Source organism: Streptomyces sp. NPDC003697 (genome assembly GCF_053587115.1).
Genome location: NZ_JBSFNN010000046.1, coordinates 13,173 through 30,699, shown reverse-complemented (window position 1 = coordinate 30,699; position 17,527 = coordinate 13,173). Strand labels below are relative to the sequence as shown.

The 17,527-nt window shown below is 74.8% G+C and carries 16 protein-coding genes, 1 pseudogene and 1 riboswitch; of the genes and pseudogenes, 10 read left to right on the top strand and 7 right to left on the bottom strand.

The window, feature by feature from the left end:
• Nucleotides 1–567: 567 nt before the first annotated feature.
• From bioD to bioB, 3 genes are read right to left on the bottom strand one after another with little or no spacing between them, the layout of a single operon-like run.
• Entirely contained in the window at nt 568–1,308 is a 741-nt protein-coding gene (gene bioD / locus ACWDNY_RS19285; protein WP_451646975.1) for a dethiobiotin synthase, read from the bottom strand.
• A 1-nt stretch (nt 1,309) separates the two neighbouring features.
• Nucleotides 1,310–2,599, bottom strand: a complete 1,290-nt coding sequence (locus ACWDNY_RS19280) for an adenosylmethionine--8-amino-7-oxononanoate transaminase (RefSeq protein ID WP_451646974.1) — start codon at nt 2,597–2,599, stop codon at nt 1,310–1,312.
• A complete protein-coding gene (bioB, locus tag ACWDNY_RS19275) occupies nt 2,592–3,806 on the bottom strand; it encodes a biotin synthase BioB (RefSeq protein ID WP_451646973.1) in 1,215 nt (404 codons plus the stop codon). The genes ACWDNY_RS19280 and bioB overlap by 8 nt, the downstream gene beginning before the upstream one ends.
• A gap of 147 nt (nt 3,807–3,953) precedes the next feature.
• Here bioB and ACWDNY_RS19270 point away from each other — a divergent pair, with 147 nt between their 5' ends.
• Entirely contained in the window at nt 3,954–5,081 is a 1,128-nt protein-coding gene (locus tag ACWDNY_RS19270; RefSeq protein WP_451646972.1) for an 8-amino-7-oxononanoate synthase, read from the top strand.
• 69 nt (nt 5,082–5,150) lie between these two features.
• On the opposite strand, the gene ACWDNY_RS19265 is transcribed toward ACWDNY_RS19270, so the two are convergent.
• Together ACWDNY_RS19265 and ACWDNY_RS19260 are read right to left on the bottom strand one after the other, a co-directional pair.
• Entirely contained in the window at nt 5,151–5,378 is a 228-nt protein-coding gene (locus tag ACWDNY_RS19265) for a DUF397 domain-containing protein (RefSeq protein WP_451646971.1), read from the bottom strand.
• Nucleotides 5,379–5,387: 9 nt separating this feature from the next.
• Nucleotides 5,388–6,254, bottom strand: a complete 867-nt coding sequence (locus ACWDNY_RS19260) for a helix-turn-helix domain-containing protein (protein ID WP_451646970.1) — start codon at nt 6,252–6,254, stop codon at nt 5,388–5,390.
• A gap of 212 nt (nt 6,255–6,466) precedes the next feature.
• Between ACWDNY_RS19260 and ACWDNY_RS19255 the strand changes: the two genes are divergently transcribed.
• Complete coding sequence (locus ACWDNY_RS19255) at nt 6,467–6,925, top strand: ATP-binding protein (protein ID WP_451646969.1); 459 nt, start codon at nt 6,467–6,469, stop codon at nt 6,923–6,925.
• Between the two features lie 556 nt (nt 6,926–7,481).
• Here ACWDNY_RS19255 and ACWDNY_RS19250 read toward each other — a convergent pair.
• Nucleotides 7,482–7,955 carry a C40 family peptidase gene (locus ACWDNY_RS19250; RefSeq protein ID WP_451646968.1) on the bottom strand — a complete coding sequence of 158 codons (474 nt, stop codon included), beginning with the start codon at nt 7,953–7,955 and terminating at the stop codon, nt 7,482–7,484.
• 3 nt (nt 7,956–7,958) lie between these two features.
• Nucleotides 7,959–8,140: riboswitch (cyclic di-AMP (ydaO/yuaA leader) on the bottom strand.
• A 1,047-nt stretch (nt 8,141–9,187) separates the two neighbouring features.
• Here ACWDNY_RS19250 and ACWDNY_RS19245 point away from each other — a divergent pair.
• From ACWDNY_RS19245 to ACWDNY_RS19225, 5 genes are all read left to right on the top strand, one after another.
• Nucleotides 9,188–9,373, top strand: a complete 186-nt coding sequence (locus tag ACWDNY_RS19245; protein ID WP_451646967.1) for a hypothetical protein — start codon at nt 9,188–9,190, stop codon at nt 9,371–9,373.
• A 148-nt stretch (nt 9,374–9,521) separates the two neighbouring features.
• Entirely contained in the window at nt 9,522–10,106 is a 585-nt protein-coding gene (locus ACWDNY_RS19240; protein WP_451646966.1) for a MauE/DoxX family redox-associated membrane protein, read from the top strand.
• A gap of 93 nt (nt 10,107–10,199) precedes the next feature.
• Entirely contained in the window at nt 10,200–10,754 is a 555-nt protein-coding gene (locus tag ACWDNY_RS19235) for a hypothetical protein (protein WP_451646965.1), read from the top strand.
• Nucleotides 10,755–10,835: 81 nt separating this feature from the next.
• On the top strand, nt 10,836–12,794 hold the full coding sequence (locus ACWDNY_RS19230; RefSeq protein ID WP_451646964.1) for an ABC transporter ATP-binding protein: 1,959 nt from the start codon (nt 10,836–10,838) through the stop codon (nt 12,792–12,794).
• Nucleotides 12,791–13,495: a S26 family signal peptidase gene (locus ACWDNY_RS19225; RefSeq protein WP_451646963.1), complete on the top strand. Its 705-nt coding sequence runs from the start codon at nt 12,791–12,793 to the stop codon at nt 13,493–13,495. The genes ACWDNY_RS19230 and ACWDNY_RS19225 overlap by 4 nt, the downstream gene beginning before the upstream one ends.
• On the opposite strand, the gene ACWDNY_RS19220 is transcribed toward ACWDNY_RS19225, so the two are convergent.
• Entirely contained in the window at nt 13,378–14,445 is a 1,068-nt protein-coding gene (locus ACWDNY_RS19220; RefSeq protein ID WP_451646962.1) for an RICIN domain-containing protein, read from the bottom strand. The two genes, ACWDNY_RS19225 and ACWDNY_RS19220, sit on opposite strands and share 118 nt — an antisense overlap.
• 68 nt (nt 14,446–14,513) lie before the next feature.
• On the opposite strand from ACWDNY_RS19220, the gene ACWDNY_RS19215 reads away from it, so the two are divergent.
• The 3 genes and pseudogenes from ACWDNY_RS19215 to ACWDNY_RS19205 all read left to right on the top strand — a co-directional run.
• Complete coding sequence (locus ACWDNY_RS19215; RefSeq protein ID WP_451646961.1) at nt 14,514–15,839, top strand: DUF2243 domain-containing protein; 1,326 nt, start codon at nt 14,514–14,516, stop codon at nt 15,837–15,839.
• Nucleotides 15,840–16,370: 531 nt separating this feature from the next.
• A complete protein-coding gene (locus ACWDNY_RS19210) occupies nt 16,371–16,730 on the top strand; it encodes an ANTAR domain-containing protein (RefSeq protein ID WP_451646960.1) in 360 nt (119 codons plus the stop codon).
• A gap of 248 nt (nt 16,731–16,978) precedes the next feature.
• Nucleotides 16,979–17,526 (top strand): annotated as a pseudogene (locus ACWDNY_RS19205) (urease accessory protein UreD); the annotation flags it as partial.
• Nucleotide 17,527 lies beyond the last annotated feature (1 nt).

Genomic DNA, 17,527 nt, shown 5'->3' with positions numbered 1-17,527 from the left:
CGCGCCGGCGCCCCCCACGCTCGCCGGCGTGGAATTCGCCCGGGTCGGCCCACGCCCGCTGAGCCGGCCCCCGGGTCGGCGCCCGGCCCGCGCGCCTGCCTGCCGTCGGAGCCCGCTGCTCGCTCCCCATCGCGCCGCCCGGGCGAGCAGGCCATGTGGTGCCCGCTACCTGAAGACGGACCCGCCCGGGGCCTCGGCCGCGGGCGCCTGCCCGCTGTCTTCTAGGCGCACCGGCCGGTGCAGGCAGCGCAAACCGGTCCTGGACCGCCCCCCCGACACCGGCCCGCCCGCTCTACACGGGCGCTCGACACCGGCCCGCCCGCTCCGCACAGGCGCTCGGTATCGGGCCGCCCCCTCGACACCGGCCCGCCCCCTCGACACCGGCCCGCTCGGTATCGGGCCACTTGTCCGGCACCGGTCCGCTCGGTGTGGGGCCGCCCGTCCGGCACCGGGTCGGCCGGCCGGTATCGGGCCGGCCGGTATCGGGCCGGCCGGTATCGGGCCGGCCGGGCACCCGGCTGCCCGCTCGGCACCGGCCCGTCCGGCATCGGCCGTACGGCCCGGGCGTCAGCCCGTGGTCCTCGCGAACGGCTCCGGTGCCTCCTGGACTGCGAAGGCCTCCGCGTCCCACCGGCCGTTCAGGCGCGGTGCCAGCCACTGGGGCGCCGCCGCCCGGAAGGCGGCGGGCGCCAGCGCCCCGGCTCCGGCGGGCAGCGCGCCGAGCAGCGGCGCGCCGGCCACGAGCGGCAGGTCCGCCACGTTGCAGCGGGAGGCGAGGTCGGCCCGCTCGGGCCAGCTGCCGATCACGACGCCGAGCAGATCCAGCCCGCGGACGCGCAGTTCACGGGCCGTCAGTTCCGTCGTGTTGAGCGTGCCGAGCCCCGCGGAGGCGACCACGAGCACCGGCGCCCGCAGCAGCCGGGCCGCGTCCGCGAGCGTCCCGCCGGCGGCGTCGAAGTGGACGAGCAGACCGCCCGCTCCCTCCACCAGGACGAGGTCGTGCTCGGTGGCCAGTTTCGCGGCCGCCTCGGCCACCTCGTGCGGGTGGACGGCCGCGAGACCGGCCCGCCGCGCGGCCGTGGCGGGCGCCAACGGCTCCGGGAAGCGGGCCAGTTCGCGCGCGGTCACCGTACCGGCGAGCCGTGCCACCTCGTCGGCGTCCCCGCGCTCGCCGGGGGCGACCCCCGTCTGCGCGGGTTTCAGCACGGCCACCGTCCGGCCGGCCCCGACCGCGGCCGCGGCGACGGCGGCGGTCGCCACCGTCTTGCCGACCTCCGTGCCCGTGCCCGTGATCACCAGTACCGGCATGTCATCCCTCCCGCGCCGCGGCGCACACCGCACGGGCGATCCGCGCCACGTCCGCGTCGTCCGTCACGTACGGCGGCATCGTGTACACCAGGTCGCGGAACGGGCGCAGCCAGACGCCCTCCCGCACGGCGGCCCGTGTGGCCGCCGTCATGTCCACCTCGTGGTCCAGCTGTACGACCCCGACCGCACCGAGCACCCGTACGTCCTTCACGCCCGGCAGGCCGGCCGCGGGGGCCAGCCCGTCCCGCAGCCCCGTCTCGATGCGGGCGACCTCCGCGCCCCAGTCCTGGCCCAGCAGCAGCCCGATCGAGGCACAGGCCACGGCCGCCGCGAGGGGGTTGCCCATGAAGGTCGGGCCGTGCGCGAGCACCGGCACCTCGCCCCGGGAGATGCCCTCGGCCACCCGCGCGCTGCACAATGTGGCCGCCAGCGTCAGGTAGCCGCCGGTCAGCGCCTTGCCCACGCACATCACGTCCGGCGCGACCGACGCGTGCTCCGCCGCGAACAGCGCGCCGGTGCGGCCGAATCCGGTGGCGATCTCGTCGAACACCAGTAGTACGTCGTGCTCGTCGCACGCCTCCCGCAGCACGCGCAGGTACGCGGGGGAGTGGAACCGCATCCCACCCGCCCCCTGCACCACCGGCTCGACGATCACCGCGGCGAGCTCGTCGGCATGCCGTTCGATCGTCGTGCGCAGATGCGCGGCGTACTCCTCGTCGTAGTCCGCGGGCGGCGCGTCCGCGAAGACCTGCTTCGGCAGCACCCCGGTCCACAGCTCGTGCATCCCGCCCTCGGGGTCGCACACGGACATCGGCTGCCAGGTGTCGCCGTGGTACCCGCCGCGCCAGGTCATCAGCCTCCGCTTGGCCGGACGGCCGAGGGAGCGCCAGTACTGCAGGCACATCTTGGCCGCCACCTCGACCGACACCGATCCGGAGTCGGCCAGGAACACGTGCTCCAGCCCCTCGGGCGACAGGTCGACGAGGAGCTTCGCCAGGCGTACGGCGGGCTCGTGCGTGAGCCCGCCGAACATGACGTGGCTCATGCGCGCCAGCTGTTCGCGGGCGGCCTCGTTGAGCACCGGGTGGTTGTAGCCGTGGATCGCCGACCACCACGAGGACATGCCGTCGACCAGCTCGCCCGCGCCGCCGGCGAGCCGCAGCCGGACCCCGCTCGCCGACTCCACGACGAGCGGGTCCTGCCGGCCGGGCATCGGACCGTACGGGTGCCACACGTGCCGCCGGTCCAGGTCGAGCAGTTCGGGCAGGGTCGGGCCGGACGGCTCAGGCATTGGGCGCGAGATCCGTTCCGGCGCCCCGCCGGCGTACGGCGACGAGATCCGTGCGCGGCGTCTCGGCCGCCGGTACGGCCGCCGGTCCGCAGACCCCGCCGCCCTCGTGCGACCCGCACCCCGGGGCCTCCTGGGACCCGCACCCGGCCGCCTCGTGCGACCCGCACCCGGCGGTCTCGTGCGTGCCGCAGCCGCCGGCCGCCGCCCGGTGCTCCGGCAGCGTCACCTGCTCGGCGCCCTCGACCTCGAACCCGGCGTCCGCGATCATCTCCAGGTCGGCCTTGCCGGCCTGTCCCTCGCTGGTGAGGTAGTCGCCCAGGAAGATGGAGTTGGCGAGGTGCAGCGCGAGGGGCTGCATGCTGCGCAGATGCACCTCGCGGCCGCCCGCGATCCGCACCTCCACGTCGGGGCAGACGAACCGCACCATCGCGAGGATCCGCAGGCACCGCTGCGGGGTCAGGTTCCACTCCTTGCCGAGCGGTGTCCCCTCGAAGGGGATCAGGAAGTTCACCGGCACCGAGTCCGGGTCCAGTTCGCGCAGCGAGAAGACCACGTCGACGAGGTCCTCGTCGCTCTCGCCCATGCCGGCGATCAGGCCGGAGCAGGCCGACAGCCCGGCCGCGTGCGCCTTCTGCACGGTGTCGACCCGGTCGGCGTAGGTGTGGGTGCTGGTGATGTCTCCGTACGTCGCTTCGGAGGTGTTGAGGTTGTGGTTGTAGGCGTCGGCGCCGGCTTCGCGCAGCCGCTCCGCCTGGCCGTCGGACAGCAGCCCGAGACAGGCGCACACCTCGACGCCCTCGTTCTGGTCCTTGATGGCCTTGATGGTCTCGGAGACCCGGTCCACGTCCCGGTCCGTCGGACCGCGCCCGCTGGCCACCAGGCAGACCCGCTTGGCACCGCCGGCCAGCCCGGCCGCGGCGGCACGGGAGGCATCGTCGGGTTTGAGCCAGGTGTACTTCAGGATGTCGGCCCGGGAGCCCAGCCGCTGGGAGCAGTAGGAGCAGTCCTCGGGGCACAGGCCCGACTTGAGGTTGACGAGATAGTTGAGTTTCACCCGCCGGCCGAACCAGTGCCGGCGCACCCTGCCGGCCGCGGCCACCACATCGAGCGCGTCGTCGTCGGAGGTGGCCAGCACGGCCAGCGCTTCCTCACGGGTCGGCAGCTCGCGCCGAAGCCCCTTGTCCACCAGCGTGTTCAGCAGGTCCATGAGAGCCGATCCTGTCCTACGGGGTGGCCCCAGGCCAAGGTGACTTCGCACAACAAGGGCGGTTCGACGTGTGGGTATTGCCACATCCTGGCCCGTCGGCCGTCCGGCTAATGTCTGTGGACTGCCTACAAAAGCCCTGGAGGAGCGATGGCGTTCGGCTGGATCGACGAACAGGCCCGGGCGCGTCGCGGCGCGGGACTGGTACGGACCCTGCGCCCGCGTCCCGCCGACACGCCGCTGCTGGATCTGGCGAGCAACGACTACCTGGGGCTGGCCCGCCACCCCGAGGTCACGGAGGGCGCCGCGGCCGCGGCCCGCGCCTGGGGCGGCGGCGCCACCGGCTCCCGGCTGGTCACCGGCACCACGGAACTGCACGCCGAGCTGGAACGCGAACTGGCCGGATTCTGCGGGTTCGAGGCCGCACTGGTGTTCTCCTCCGGGTACGCGGCGAACCTCGCCGCGGTCACCGCGCTCGCGCCGCACGGCTCCCTGGTCGTGTCCGACGCGGGCAACCACGCCTCGCTCATCGACGGGTGCCGGCTGGCTCGCGGCACGACGCAGGTGGTCGGGCACGCCGATCCCGAGGCCGTGCGCAAGGCCCTGGCGGGCCACGGCGGGCCCGCGGTCGTCGTGTCCGACACGGTCTTCTCGGTCGACGGCGACGCCGCCCGGCTCACCGCGCTCGCGGCGGCCTGCCGGGAGCACGGCGCGGGACTGGTCGTCGACGACGCCCACGGTCTGGGCGTCCTCGGCGACGGCGGCCGCGGCGCGCCGCACGCGGCGGGGCTCGCCGGCGCCGAGGACGTGGTCGTGACGGTCACCCTGTCCAAGTCGCTGGGCAGTCAGGGCGGCGCCGTGCTCGGGCCCGCCCGGGTGATCGACCATCTGGTGAACGCGGCCCGGACGTTCATCTTCGACACGGGCCTGGCCCCTGCGGCGGTGGGCGCCGCCCTCGCCGCGCTGCGCCTGCTGCGCCGGGAGCCGGAGCGCGCGGCGCGGTCCCGCGCGGTGGCGGGCGACCTGCACGAACGCCTCACCGCCGCGGGTCTGGACGCGGTGCGTCCGGACGCCGCGGTCGTCTCCGTGCGTGCGCCGTCCCCGGAGGGGGCCGTACGGTGGGCGGCCGACTGCCGGTCGGCCGGGCTGGCCGTGGGTTGTTTCCGTCCTCCTTCCGTGCCCGACGGTGTGTCACGGCTCAGGCTGACCGCACGGGCCGACCTCTCCGGGGCGCAGATCGAACGCGCCGTCGCGGTGATCGGCGGGACACGGCCATGAGCCCGGTTGCCATGGCCGGGTCCCGCTCGACGGCGAACGGGGCAGCGGGCCCGGTCCCGGCCGGGAGCGTCACCGGAACGAGGTGAGGAACCCCGCCCAGCTGCCGGGGGAGAAGAGCAGCACGGGCCCGGCCGGGTCCTTGGAGTCGCGCACGGCGAGCCGGCCGGCCGCGGGACCGGAGAGCGGTGCGGCCGTCTCGACGCAGTTGTTGGCTCCTGTGCTGTAGCTGCTGCGCAGCCATCGCACGCCGTGCAGATCGTCACTGGAAGGTACGGTGCGAGGCAGAGCAGCGGACATGGTGCCTCCTTACGCGGATGCCTCGTGGGCTGTCGCGGCGATGAAATCCAACGATTCCTCGGGGGAAAGAGCGTGCTCCTGAAGGGAGTTGAAGGCTTCCGAGTAAGCCTCTACGTCTTCTTTCCGGTCGAGATGCGCGCTACTCGTCAAGTGGTCGAGAACCACCACGTCGAGATCAGAAGTGCTCAGAAATGAAAAGATGACAAAAGGGCCGGTGACGCCGATGTGGGCTCCGGCCGAGAACGGCAGCACCTGAAGCGTCACCTGGGGCAGACGGGCCGCCTCCACCAACCGTTCCAGCTGTCGCGCCATGACGCCCGGCCCGCCGACCTGCCGCCGCAGCACCGCCTCGTCGAGCACCGCGCTCAGCTCCAGCGGCGGCCGCGCCCGCAGTACGTCCTGCCGGGCCAGCCGCACCTCCACCAGCGCGTCCAGCTGATCCTCGTCGAGGCCCTCCACCGCGGCACGGGTCACGGCGCGGGCGTACCCGGGCGTCTGCAGCAGACCGGGCACGACCGAGGTCTCCAGCGTGCGCATGCCGCCGGCCTGGGACTCCAGGCTGATGAAGTCCCGGTAGGTCGGCGGCAGGACACCTCGGTAGGCATGCCACCAGTGGTGCCGGCCGGCGCCGTCGTGCGAGCCCGCCAGCACCATCAGCAGCTCACGCAACTGGGCGTCCTCGACCGCGTAGGCGTCCAGGAGCAGGCGCACGTCGGCCGGTTTGACGCCGCTCGCGCCGGTCTCGATCCGGCTGACCTTCGACTGGTGCCAGCCCACCAGGCCGGCCGCCTCGCCGCTCGTCAGGCCGGCGGCGGTGCGGAGGGCGCGAAGTTCGGCGCCCAGCTTCCGGCGGCGTACCGCGGGACCGTACTGCATGGGCTACTCCCTATCCCCTCCGCGCCGCCCGAATACGGTCTGCCGTCGCAGAGTTCACCGCTTCGAGCGACAGATATATGCAGATCTTGGTGGATCGCCGTCGCGGGCGACGCGGTGGTGGCAGTCTGACGGCGAAGCACCAGTCCGGGACCGTACTCGAACCAGCCGCTCCGTGTCGGTCTGCGGTCGCGTGGGAAAGGGACGACGTCGCCATGGCAGACCATCTGGAAGCATCCGTCACTCTGCCGAGCGAACCGGTCTCGGTGTCGGCGGCCCGCAGCTTCGTCGCGGACACCCTGACGGAGTGGGGCCTGCCGGCTGAGGCGGACACCGCCGACACGATCCGGCTCATCATCTCGGAGCTGGCCACCAACGCCGTCCAGCACACGCTCGGTCAGTCGCCGACCTTCACGGTCGACCTCCTGCTGGACCGGGACGAGCAACTGCGCATCGGCGTCACCGACAGCCACCCCCGGTTCCCGAAACGACTGCCGGCCGCCGTCCAGCAGGACAACGGGCGGGGCATGGTGATCATCCGGTGGCTGACGGCCGAGTACGGGGGCCGGCTCAGCGTCAGACCCACCCGCGAGGGCGGCAAGACGGTCTGCATCGCGCTGCCCTGGCCGGTGCTCACCCCTCCGGTCACGGCGGCGGGGCAGCCGGAACCCTAGGCTGATTGCGGTGGGCTCGCCGCCGCCGGCGGGCCGGCGGCCCCTCGCGGCGCCGAGCCCGTGGCACCTGGTGCCGGGGCGGGGCCGGCCGTGACACCGGCCGCGGGCGGCCGGAGCCGCGAGGCGCGGCCCGCCGGCCGGGTGGGCCGTAGGCGCCGCGGTGAGCCAGGCCCGGCGCGGCAGCCGCGGGACGCGGGCCCCTGGCCGGCCGGCGTGAGCCGGAAGCGCCGTTCAGGGGCCCGCGCCCGTCGCAACGGCCGCCCGGGGGCGCGTCGGCCGCCCAGCGTGTCGGCCGCAGTGCACCGCCCGGGACCGCGGAAGCCGTGGCGGGCCGCGGCAGCCGGGGCGAGACCCGTGGCAGTCGTGGCGGGGTCACCCAAGGCCGTTTCAGGGGTGGCGCGCCGCCCGGGAGGCGCCGGGCGGCGCGTACCGCTCTACGTCCGGCGGCCGGCGCTCGGGGTCCGCACGGCACCTTCGGCCGGACGTGGGGACGGCGGCCAGGGCACCGCCGCCCGGTCCGGCCGGACCAAGCGTCCCGTCGCCCCTGTCGGCCGGGTCAGCTGACCCGCCCGTACCAGACGCTCTTCGTCCAGATCTTCTGCAGCCGCACCACGTCTCCCGTCTTCGGGGCGTGCCAGATCTTGCCCTTACCCGCGTAGATGCCCACGTGGTAGACGTTCGAGCCCGAGTGGAAGAACACCAGGTCCCCGGCCCGACGGCTCCTCGCGGAGATGTGGCGGCTCCTGTTGTACTGCTGGGCCGCCGTACGGGGGAGCTTCTTGCCCGCCTTCTTGAACGAGTACAGCGTGAGCCCGGAGCAGTCGAAGCGCCGCGGGCCCACGGCCCCCCACTTGTACGGGGAGCCCTTCTTGGACGCCGCGATCTGCAGCGCCTTCGTCGCCGACGTGGCGGCCGCGGCCTCGGACGCGACACCCGGAACCACGATCGAGCCACCCACGGCGGCGATGGTCAGGGCCGAGGCCGTGCCGGCCCGGGCCATCAGCGACGGGACACGATTCAGCGCAGTCATGCGCAACCCTTCGTCAGCCGCCTGTGAAGGATGACCTGTCGGATTCGGGCTGGCGAAGTAGCCCGGCCGCGTTACCGCGGCTTCACCCCAAGGGCTGCTCGGCCCGGCCATGGCATGACCGTTCCGGCGACCCGTCGTGCTTGGGTCCTCCACTCCTGCCGATCCACTTCCGTCGACCGGTCATCCGGGCGGCGGCAGGACTCGGCGTCCGCCCGGACCGCCCCGCCGCTGTGGCGGGGGCTTGTCGTCAGACAGGGATCTTGGCTCACGGATGTCCGAAAAACCCAACTGAACCGAGGATTTGTGTTGTTACTCACCACTCACCCGTTCGGGTGGACACCCCCGGATCGAACACCCGTCACGGCTCGCCGCGAGTCCCGGACCTGCGGCGGAACGTTTCATTGCGTCGGTCGGCCAGGCGTGGCGCGCAACTCGGACAGCCCCCGTGCCGCGACGTATGTCGACCGGAAGGGCGTAGGCCGTTCGGCTTCGTTTCGCGTCGGACCCCTGCCCTTTCGCCCCCGACACCCGGGGAGCGCGTCGATGACACGACGTCAAGCGGGTTGCCAGGGCCGCACGGTGGCCCGCGTCGTGAGCCGCTCGCCGTCCGGCGCACCGTGGCGCCCGCGCCAGGGGCGCGGTCTGCGGCAGTGACCGGAAGCGGGAGAGCCGGGTGGCGCCGGCCTCCCGCCCGGACCCGTTCGGGCGGCCCTGAAGCCCGTGCCCGGCACCCGCCCCGTCCTGCCGTCCGGCGGTGCGGCTCGCTCCGTGCCGGCGTGGCGCGAGCGCCGGATGGGTTCCGGGAGGCGTGTCCCACCGGCGGGCTCGACCGCCTTCCACCGTTCGCGGGTGACCTGGTGCCGCAGCCGGCGCACACGGGACGGCGGGCCTCCCGCCCGGCCTTCCGCCCCCGCGCCACGCCGCGGAGCCCGTCCTGGCACTCCGGGGACCGGAACCGCCCTGTCCCGGATCTGTGGCCGCGTCCGGGACAGAGGTCGCACGACGTCCCCGGACCTGGCCCGGACACCGTCCCGGACAGGCGCGTCATCCCGGACGGTGTCCTGGACGGCCGGACGCTGGCCCCGCCGCACCCTGCGTCCCTAGGCTCCTGGCCGGGCGATGTGAGGCAACTCCCCACGGAACTCCGGGGCGTTCGTGCGTCGGGCACCAGGCGGGTGCTCGCTCTGCGGCTTCACGTCGTCCTCCCTACCGCCTTCCAGAAGGAGGACTGCATGTCCAAGGCACTGGAATCCCTCAGCAGCAGGCTTCTCGGTCTGTTCGTCCCCAAGGTGGAGGCCGCGGCGTCGGCCCAGGCCTGTCAGTGCTTCAACGAGTGCTGGCAGTGCGCGCGCAGCGCGTGCTGCGTCAACACCTACTGCGGCTCCATCAACTGCTGGCGCAGCTGTCCGAGCTGCTGAGGCGCTGACCTGACCTGCAGTGCGGCCGGGGACACCGGTGTCGTGTGCGGCGGGACCGCCGCACACGCCGGCCGTCCGACGACCGTCCGGCGTCCCCGGCCCCTGTTCCGGGGCCGGTTCCCGGCCCGACCCGCAGGAGGTGTCACCCGTGCCCTACGCGGAGTCCGCGGTGCGCGTGCTCATCGCCACCGTCTTCCTCGCCGCTGCCGTCGGCAAGGTGAGAAGCAGACACTCCTTCGCCGCGTTCACCGCGTCCGTGCGCGAGTTGAACGTGCTGCCCCGTGCGGTGACCCGGGCGGCGGCCGTCGCCGTGGTGGCGGCGGAGTGGCTGGTCTGCGCGCTGGTCCTGATGCCGTGGACCCGCCTCGCCGGCGCCGGACTGGCACTCGCCGCCGCGCTGCTCGTCGTGTTCGCGATCGCCATCGCCTGCGTCGTCTCCCGGGGCACTCGCGCGGTCTGCCGATGCTTCGGCAGCCGATCGAGGGACCCGCTCGGTGTCCGGCACGTCGTGCGCAACGTGCTGCTCGCCGGGCTCGCCGCCTGCGCGGCGGGGATGTCGCTGCCGCGGGAGGCCGCCGCCCCTGCCGAGCCGTGGGCGCTCGCCCTGTCCGCGCTGGCGGGGCTGCTCGCCGGCGGCTGTGTGGCCGCGTTCGACGTGATCGTGGAACTGTTCCGTCCCGTCGGGCCCGCGTACTCGCCGCCTTCCGGCAAGTCCCCGCAACCGGGCCGCTAGGAGGGCCCGCACCGCGCACCCCGCACCGTGCACCCAGCAATCCGCGCTTGTTCGTCGGCTCGTCCCGTCCCGTCACTCCGAAGGGAGACGTCCGTGCCCGTCCTCGTTGCCGCCGTCGTTGTGGTCGGCCTGTTGTGCACCCTCGACCTGGTGCTCACCGTCGGCGTCGTCAGACGTCTGCGGGAGCACACCGAGTTGCTGTCCGAGCGGGGCGGCGGCCGGATGTCGCTCGGACCCGGCGACGAGGTCGGGGACTTCTCCGTCGCCTCCGTGGACGGCGAACCCGTGCACGACGCGATGATCGAGAGCGAGACGGTGGTCGCCTTCTTCTCCCCGACCTGCGGGCCGTGCAGGGAGAAGCTGCCGAAGTTCGTGGAGTACGCGCGCGGTGTCCCGCGGGGCCGTGAGCAGGTGCTCGCCGTGGTGGCGGCCGACGACCCGCGCGACACCGAGGCCGCCGCCCCCATGGTGACGGCGCTGACACCCGTGGCCCGGGTGCTCACCGGACAGGACGCCGAGGCCCTCGCGGAAGCGTGCAGGGTCCGCGGGTTCCCCGTGGTGCTCAAGGTCAACCGCAGCACGGACGGCCGGCTCCTCGTCATGACCGACGACGTCGACGTGGAGCGTCCCGCCGTCGCCTCGTACTGACGCCGGCCCGTTCCCCGCCCCTGTCCCTGCCTGTCGTCTGTCTCTGTCTCCTGCCGGTCCACCGCACGGGGAAGGAAGAACATGCCGCCCGAGTCGAGTCGGAGCCGGGACACGGGGGGCGGCTCCCGACGGACGGCTCCCGCGCCGGCGCGGGAGCCGTCCGACGACCGCTCGCACCGCTGCGGGGTGCTGGACGCCCTGCGGCTGGTGGCCCGGGCGGCGGCCGGGACTCTCCTGCTCTACACCGCGCCCGCCCTGGTCACCGGGTTCTTCCCGGTCGTCACCGCATGGTCGGTAAAACTCATCGTCGACCGGCTCGCCGCCGGGGCGACCGTACGGGAACTCCTCGCCCCGGCACTGGTGCTGGTGGCCACCGGCATCGCCACCGGGGCCGTGCCGCACCTGGCGCGGTATCTGCGGACCGAACTCGATCGCCGGGTCGGTCTGTTCGCGCAGGACCGGCTGTTCGCCTCCGTGGAGGGCTTCCCCGGACTGGAGCGGTTCGAGAACCCCGGCTTCCTGGACCGGCTGCGTCTCGCCCAGCAGACGGTCGTCGGCCCGCCCGTCGCGGTGCAGGCCGTCGACGGGGTCCTCGGAGCCGTGCGAGCCGCGTTCACGGTCGTCGGATTCCTCGGCGCCCTGCTGGTCGTCAGCCCGCCGACCATGGCACTGGTCCTGCTCGCCGCCGCGCCCACCCTGGTCGCCGAAACGCTGCTGTCCCGACGGCGTGCCGCGACGGCCTGGTCCATCGGGCCCGACGAACGACGTCAGTTCTTCTACATGGGGCTGCTCGCCAATGCCGAGGCTGCGAAGGAGATCCGCCTCTTCGGCACCGGCGCCTTCCTGCGCGGCCGCATGATCGGCAGCAGGCGCAGCGCGGACGCCGCTCGCCGGGCCGTCGACCGCCGGGAGGCCGGCCTGCGCTGCGGGCTCGGCCTGCTCGCGGCCGTGGTGGCGGGCGCCGGGCTGCTCTGGACGGTCGGGACGGCCCGGGCAGGAAGTCTGACCCCGGGTGACGTGGCGGTGTTCCTGGCGGCCGTGGCCGGGGTCCAGGCGGCTCTGACCACGCTCACCGGTGACCTCGCCGGAACCCACCATGCCCTTCTGCTCCTCGGCCACTACCAGGCCGTCGTCCGGGCCGGGCCGGACCTGCCCCAGACCGCCGAGCCGCGCGAACTGCCGCCACTGCGCGGCTGCGTGGAACTGCGCGACGTGTGGTTCCGCTACTCACCCGACCACCCCTGGGCGCTGCGCGGAGTCAGCCTCCGACTGCCGGCCGGGGCGTCGGCCGCCCTCGTGGGGCTCAACGGCTCCGGGAAGTCCACGCTGGTCAAGCTGCTGTGCCGGTTCTACGACCCGACGCACGGCCAGATCCTGTGGGACGGGGTCGACCTGCGGGACGTCCGTCCCGCCGAGTTGCGCGCCCGTGTCAGCGCCGTGTTCCAGGACTACATGGAGTACGACATGACGGCCGCGGAGAGCATCGCGCAGGGTGATCTCGGCGCGCTCGACACGCCCGAGCGCATCCGGGAGGCGGCGACGCGCGCCGGAGTGCACGCCACACTGAGTGCGCTGCCGCAGGGCTACGACACGCTGCTGTCCCGCATGTTCTTCACCGAGTCGGACAAGGAGGACCCGGCGACCGGCGTCATGCTGTCCGGCGGGCAGAGCCAACGGCTGGCCCTGGCAAGGGCGTTCGTCCGCGACCGGCGGGACCTGATGATCCTCGACGAACCGTCGGCGGGGCTCGACGCGGCCGCCGAGCACGAGATCCACACCTCGCTGCGCGCCCACCGCAAGGGCGGCACCAGCCTGCTCATCTCGCACCGTCTGGGCGCCGTGCGCGACGCCGACATGATCGTCGTGCTGGAGCGGGGACGGGTGGTCGAGCAGGGCACCCACGACGAACTCGTGGCGCGGCGCGCCCAGTACGCCCGCCTGTACGCACTCCAGGCCGCCGGCTACGGCACGCCCGCGGCCCCGCCGGCCGCCGACCCGCCGCAGCCCCTCACCCGTACCGGTTCAGGAGAAGGCACATGAGCGCAGTCAGCCGTCCCGGCGCCTCGTCCGCAGCCGAGCGGCGTGCCCGGGCCGAGACGGCCCCCGCGCGGGCGCGCGCCCGCGCGAGCCGGGCGCGGACCGTCCGCGTCGCCTGGTACACGGCCGGCGCCCTGCTCTGGGTGAACGCCGGCGTGGTGGCCGTGACGTCCGGCAGCCCGGCCTGGGCGGCGGTGTGCGGCCTGCCCGCGCTCCTGGTCTGCGTGGGGCTGGCGCTCGCCCGGGCCGCCGGACTGCGGTGGGTGGCGGTGACCGTGTCCGGCAACAGCATGGAGCCGGCCTACCGGGAGGGGGACCGCGTCGTGGTGCGGCGCCGGTCGCTTCCCGCACGGGGCGCGGTGGTCGTCGTGGAACGGCCGCCGTACCGGGCGCCCTGGCCGGACGCCCCCGTGGCCCGTGACGCGCCCGCCCACGTGATCTACGCACGGCACTGGTTCATCAAGCGGGTGGCGGCGGTCGCCGGCGACCCGGTGCCGCGCGCGGAGGTCCCGGCCCTGGCAGGGGTGGCGGAGGACACCGTGCCGGAGGGCATGCTCGTACTGCTCGGTGACAACCGGGGCGACAGCTACGACTCGCGCTCCGTCGGATACTTCCCGGCGGCGCGTGTGCTGGGCTCCGTCGAGGAGTCCGGCCGGCCCGTACCACCGCCCCCGTCCACGGCACGGATGAGGAACACCTGGTGATCCTCTCCGTCGCAGGGCTGCATGACGGCCTCCGTACCCGGGACGGCCCCGGAACCGGCGATGCCCACACAGCCCTCTCCCTCGACACGCAGCACGAACGCGCCGCGGCCGAGCCGCCCCGAGGGTTCGACGGAGAACGGACTGCCCTGCGCGCAGTCGTCCATGGGCTCGAGCAGGCCCTTGCCGCTGCCACCGGTCAGCGCCTTGAGGCAGCCCTTGCCGTAGTCGGGGTGGCGCCACTGGATGCGGTAGAGCCCGTGGCCGAGGGGTTCCAGCAGGGTGCCCTGGGGTGAGACCTCGTCGCAGGGCCGCTGCACGGCGACCAGGGGTGTGTACCGCCAGCCCGGTACGCGCCCGTCGGTCAGGCACAGGGCGGGGTCGGCCGCGACGCGGATGGTCACCCAGCCGCGCGGCGGGGTGGTGCCGGCGGCGGGCGGGACGCTCGCACCGGCGGAACCCGTGCGGCCCTCCTCGCCGTCGGACGTGGTCCGCACCGCTGCCGCGACCACGAGGGCGGCCACGGCCACCACGGTGACGACGGCGGCCGGCCTCGCACGCCGCCGCCACGCCGAAGGGCGTGCCGCGTCCGGGCTCGCCGGCTCACGCCGCGGCACGGTCGTCGTGACGGCTGCGTCCGGTGCGGCCCGCTCGGGCGGCGGTTTCCTCCCGTACGCGACGGCGACCCGTTCCCTGGCCTCGGCCCACTCCGCGGCCCGGTCGCCTTCGCCGCACGCCCTCACGAACGCGATCAGGAGCTCGGGCCGGGGCGGCACGTCCCTGCTCAGCATGGTGGAGACCGAACTGCGTGGCAGGGCGTCCCCGGCGGCTGCCGCCCGCTCCTCGAGTTGCCGGTAGGAGAGTCCCGAGCATCTCTTGAGGTCGCGCAGCCCCTGCATGAAGGTGGACAGGTCCTGGATCTTCCCGGGGGGACAGTTTTCCGGATGGCCCATGCGCAACATCCTGTCGGTCCGTCAGGTCCGGCGGCAACGACGGTATTTGCCATTTGGCGAATTCGACGGTGCCACCGAACCGGGCCGCGGGCGCGCGCCCCGTCGGGGACGGGGGGCTCGGCAGGGGTGCGAACGCCGGGACCCACCTGCCGCAGGCCGCTTCACGGGGCAGGGGGCCGACGCCGGGGCGGAGGGCGGCGTGGCGTGGGCCGGGCCCGGGGCCGCCCCGCGCGGCGGGGGCGTCGGCGACGGCGCCGGTGGCGAAGGCGTGGACGGCCCTGTGCAGCACGTCGACGACGAGCTCCCTGCGGGGCCAGGTCGAGGGCGGGGGCGCCGACTCCGGTGGCGTTCTCGGGGACCTGGTCGTCGGTGAGGCGCACGACGGCGAACTTCGCCGAGGCGAGCGGTCCGCGCAGTCCGGCCTGCGGCGCCGCCGTGCTCCGGCCCCGGCCCATGCCTGGGCCGGTTTCTTCCCGGGCCTGGGGATCTTCCCGTTGCTCGACGGGATCGTGGATCACAAGCTGCTGCGCCTGCACCAGGTCCCGTACGGCGTGGACGTCACCCCCTACGACGGGATGCGGAACCTCGGTGGCCTGGTGCTGCTGCTGATCGGGGCGGTGCCGGCCGTCCGCGCATCCCGCCGCGGCGGCACCGGGGCGGGCGGGACGCATGCCGCGCCGCAGCCGGGCCGGGGCGTCGTCGTGATCCTCGCGCACGTCCACCCCGGCACGGTCGCGGGCCCCGGCCCCGGCCCCGCCGAGCTTGCCACCGCGGCAGCCGCGCTGCCGGCGGCCGCCGGCCACTGCCCGGCCGCCGCCCGCCTGCGGCGCCGCGGGGACGCCGGGCCCCGGTGGTGGGACGCCTCCTTCACCGCCGGGAGAGCGGGTCTGGCCTGGGCGGCGACGAGCTCGCCGCCGGGCGGTCCCTTCACCGCCCACATGGCCCAGCACCTGGTCATCGGCATGGCGGCCCCCGTGCTGTGCGTCCTCGCCCGCCCTCCCACGCCGGTCCTGCGCAGCCTGGCCCCCCGGTGCCGCGCGTCGTGGGCTGCTGGTCATCGCGCATTCCCGTGCCGTGGGCCGGCTGGTCATTCCGCCGATGGCGGCGCTGCCGGACGTCGGGGCTGCTGTAGCGCACCGGGATGTTCGCCACGATGCAGGACGAGCCGTGGCTGCACGCCGTGGTCCACGCGCCGTCCTGATCGCCGGGCTGCTGTTCACCTTCGCCGTCCGCCTGCTGGACCCGGTGCGCCGCCGCTGGAGCCTGACCGTGCGCGGGACGAGCCTGCTCCTCGCCGGGGCCGCGCACGCCGTGCCGGCCAAGTCCTCGTACGCGGCGGCACCGCCCGGCACCGCCTTCGCCCCCGGCGGCCAGGTCATGTACTACGGCGGTGATCTGGTCGAAGCCGCGCTCGCCGTGGTCCCGGCCGCCTCCTGGTACGCGGCCACGGGCCGTGCCTGGATGCGGCAGCCCGGGCAGCCCGGGCAGCCGCGGACCTGGGGCAGCGCGCCGTCACCAGGGAGGCGGCCGGGTCCCGAGAGGCCCGGACACCGCCCCTCCCGGGTCTGTCACACGATCGTGCGGGCCGGAGATCCGGCGCGGCACGTCGCCGCCTGCCGTGCCCGTCCACGCCGTGCCGGCGCCGAGGAGGCCGCCCCGCACCGGCTCGCCGAGCGGCAAAGGCCGCCCAGTCCGGGCATGCGCCGCAGCACCCGGCGCCCACGCCCGGCACGTCCCGCACCACCGGCGGCCTCGCGCGTGCGCATGCCGTCGGCAGCGGGAATCGGCCTCTTCGTCAACAATGTACGTACGGACTGTGCGAGCTTCGGCGGGCCGGGTGGCCCGTGCCCGGGGCGTCGGGTCGTGGAGGCGGCGGTCCTGAGAGAAGCTGGTGCTCCGGCCGCGCGACGACCGAGGTGGTCCCCATGGCGTTCTTCGCGATATCCGAGCGGCATCCCCTCCAGCCGCTGTCCGTCACCGATCTGGTGGTGGAGCACGAGCGGCTGCACGAGGAGATCGACCAGCTGCAGCGCGCCCTGACGTCCCATGCCGTGATCGACCAGGCGATCGGCGCGGTGGTGGTCGTCGGGCGCATCCCGCCCGACGACGCCTGGCTGGTGCTGCGGGACGTCTCCCAGCGCACGAACACCAAGCTGCGAACGGTAGCCGAGCACGTCCTGAAGTTCGCTCAGGGCGGCGCCCTGTCCGACACCGAGCTGGAGGAGCTCCGGCGGGCGCTCGACCGGCACGCGGTGCGCCTCTCCGTCGACCGGGCCCAGCCCTGAGCCGCCGGCCCCGCGCGAAGCCCGCCCCCGCCCCGGGCCCCGTCCCCGGGCGCACGCCACGGGGACGAACCGCCGGGCGTCCGCCGGACAGGCCGCGCAAGCGAAGGTGCGGAGCCGATCAGGCCGGGCCGGACGCGGTCCGAGCCCGGTCGGCCTAACGTCGCCGAATCTCCGACAGTCGCTGCGCGGCGAGCCGGCGTGTCCGGCGTCGCCGCCTCGGCGCGGGTGCGGCCGGCCGCGTGGACGGCATGACGGCGACCGGTGTCCGGGCCACCGCGCGGATCGCCGTCGGGGACGACGGGCGGGGCGGCACGGCCCTGCCCGTCCCGGACGGCGAGGGGCCGCTCGCACCGCGGCGGACGCGGCGGACCCGGGGGAGCGGGGGGCGAGGCGCGGGTCGTCCTCGTCGGCGCGGTGAGCGGGCCGCTCGGCGGCGACCACTCCACCGTCGAGGCGGACGCCGCGGAGGGTGCCCGGCTGCGGGCCGGCTCGGCCGCCGCAGGCTCGGCAGCCGCCTCGCCGTCCGGAGCCGGGGGCCGGACCGTCCTCGGCCGGTAACCGGCGTGCGGGCCGGGCGTATCCGGCGGCTGCGACGGTCTCGCCGTCCTGTCCCGGCACCGGGCCGTGGAGCAACTCCTGGTCGTCCGGCCGGAGGTCGCCGAGGCGCCCGTCGCACCCCGCACGGTGGGGGAAGCGCCGCCCCGTACCGCTCGCCGGTCCGGCGGCGCCGGCGACCGCGGTGGCTCCCGGCCCGCTGCTGCCGCGCCGGGTGCTCGACTGCGCTCTGAGCGCCCTGG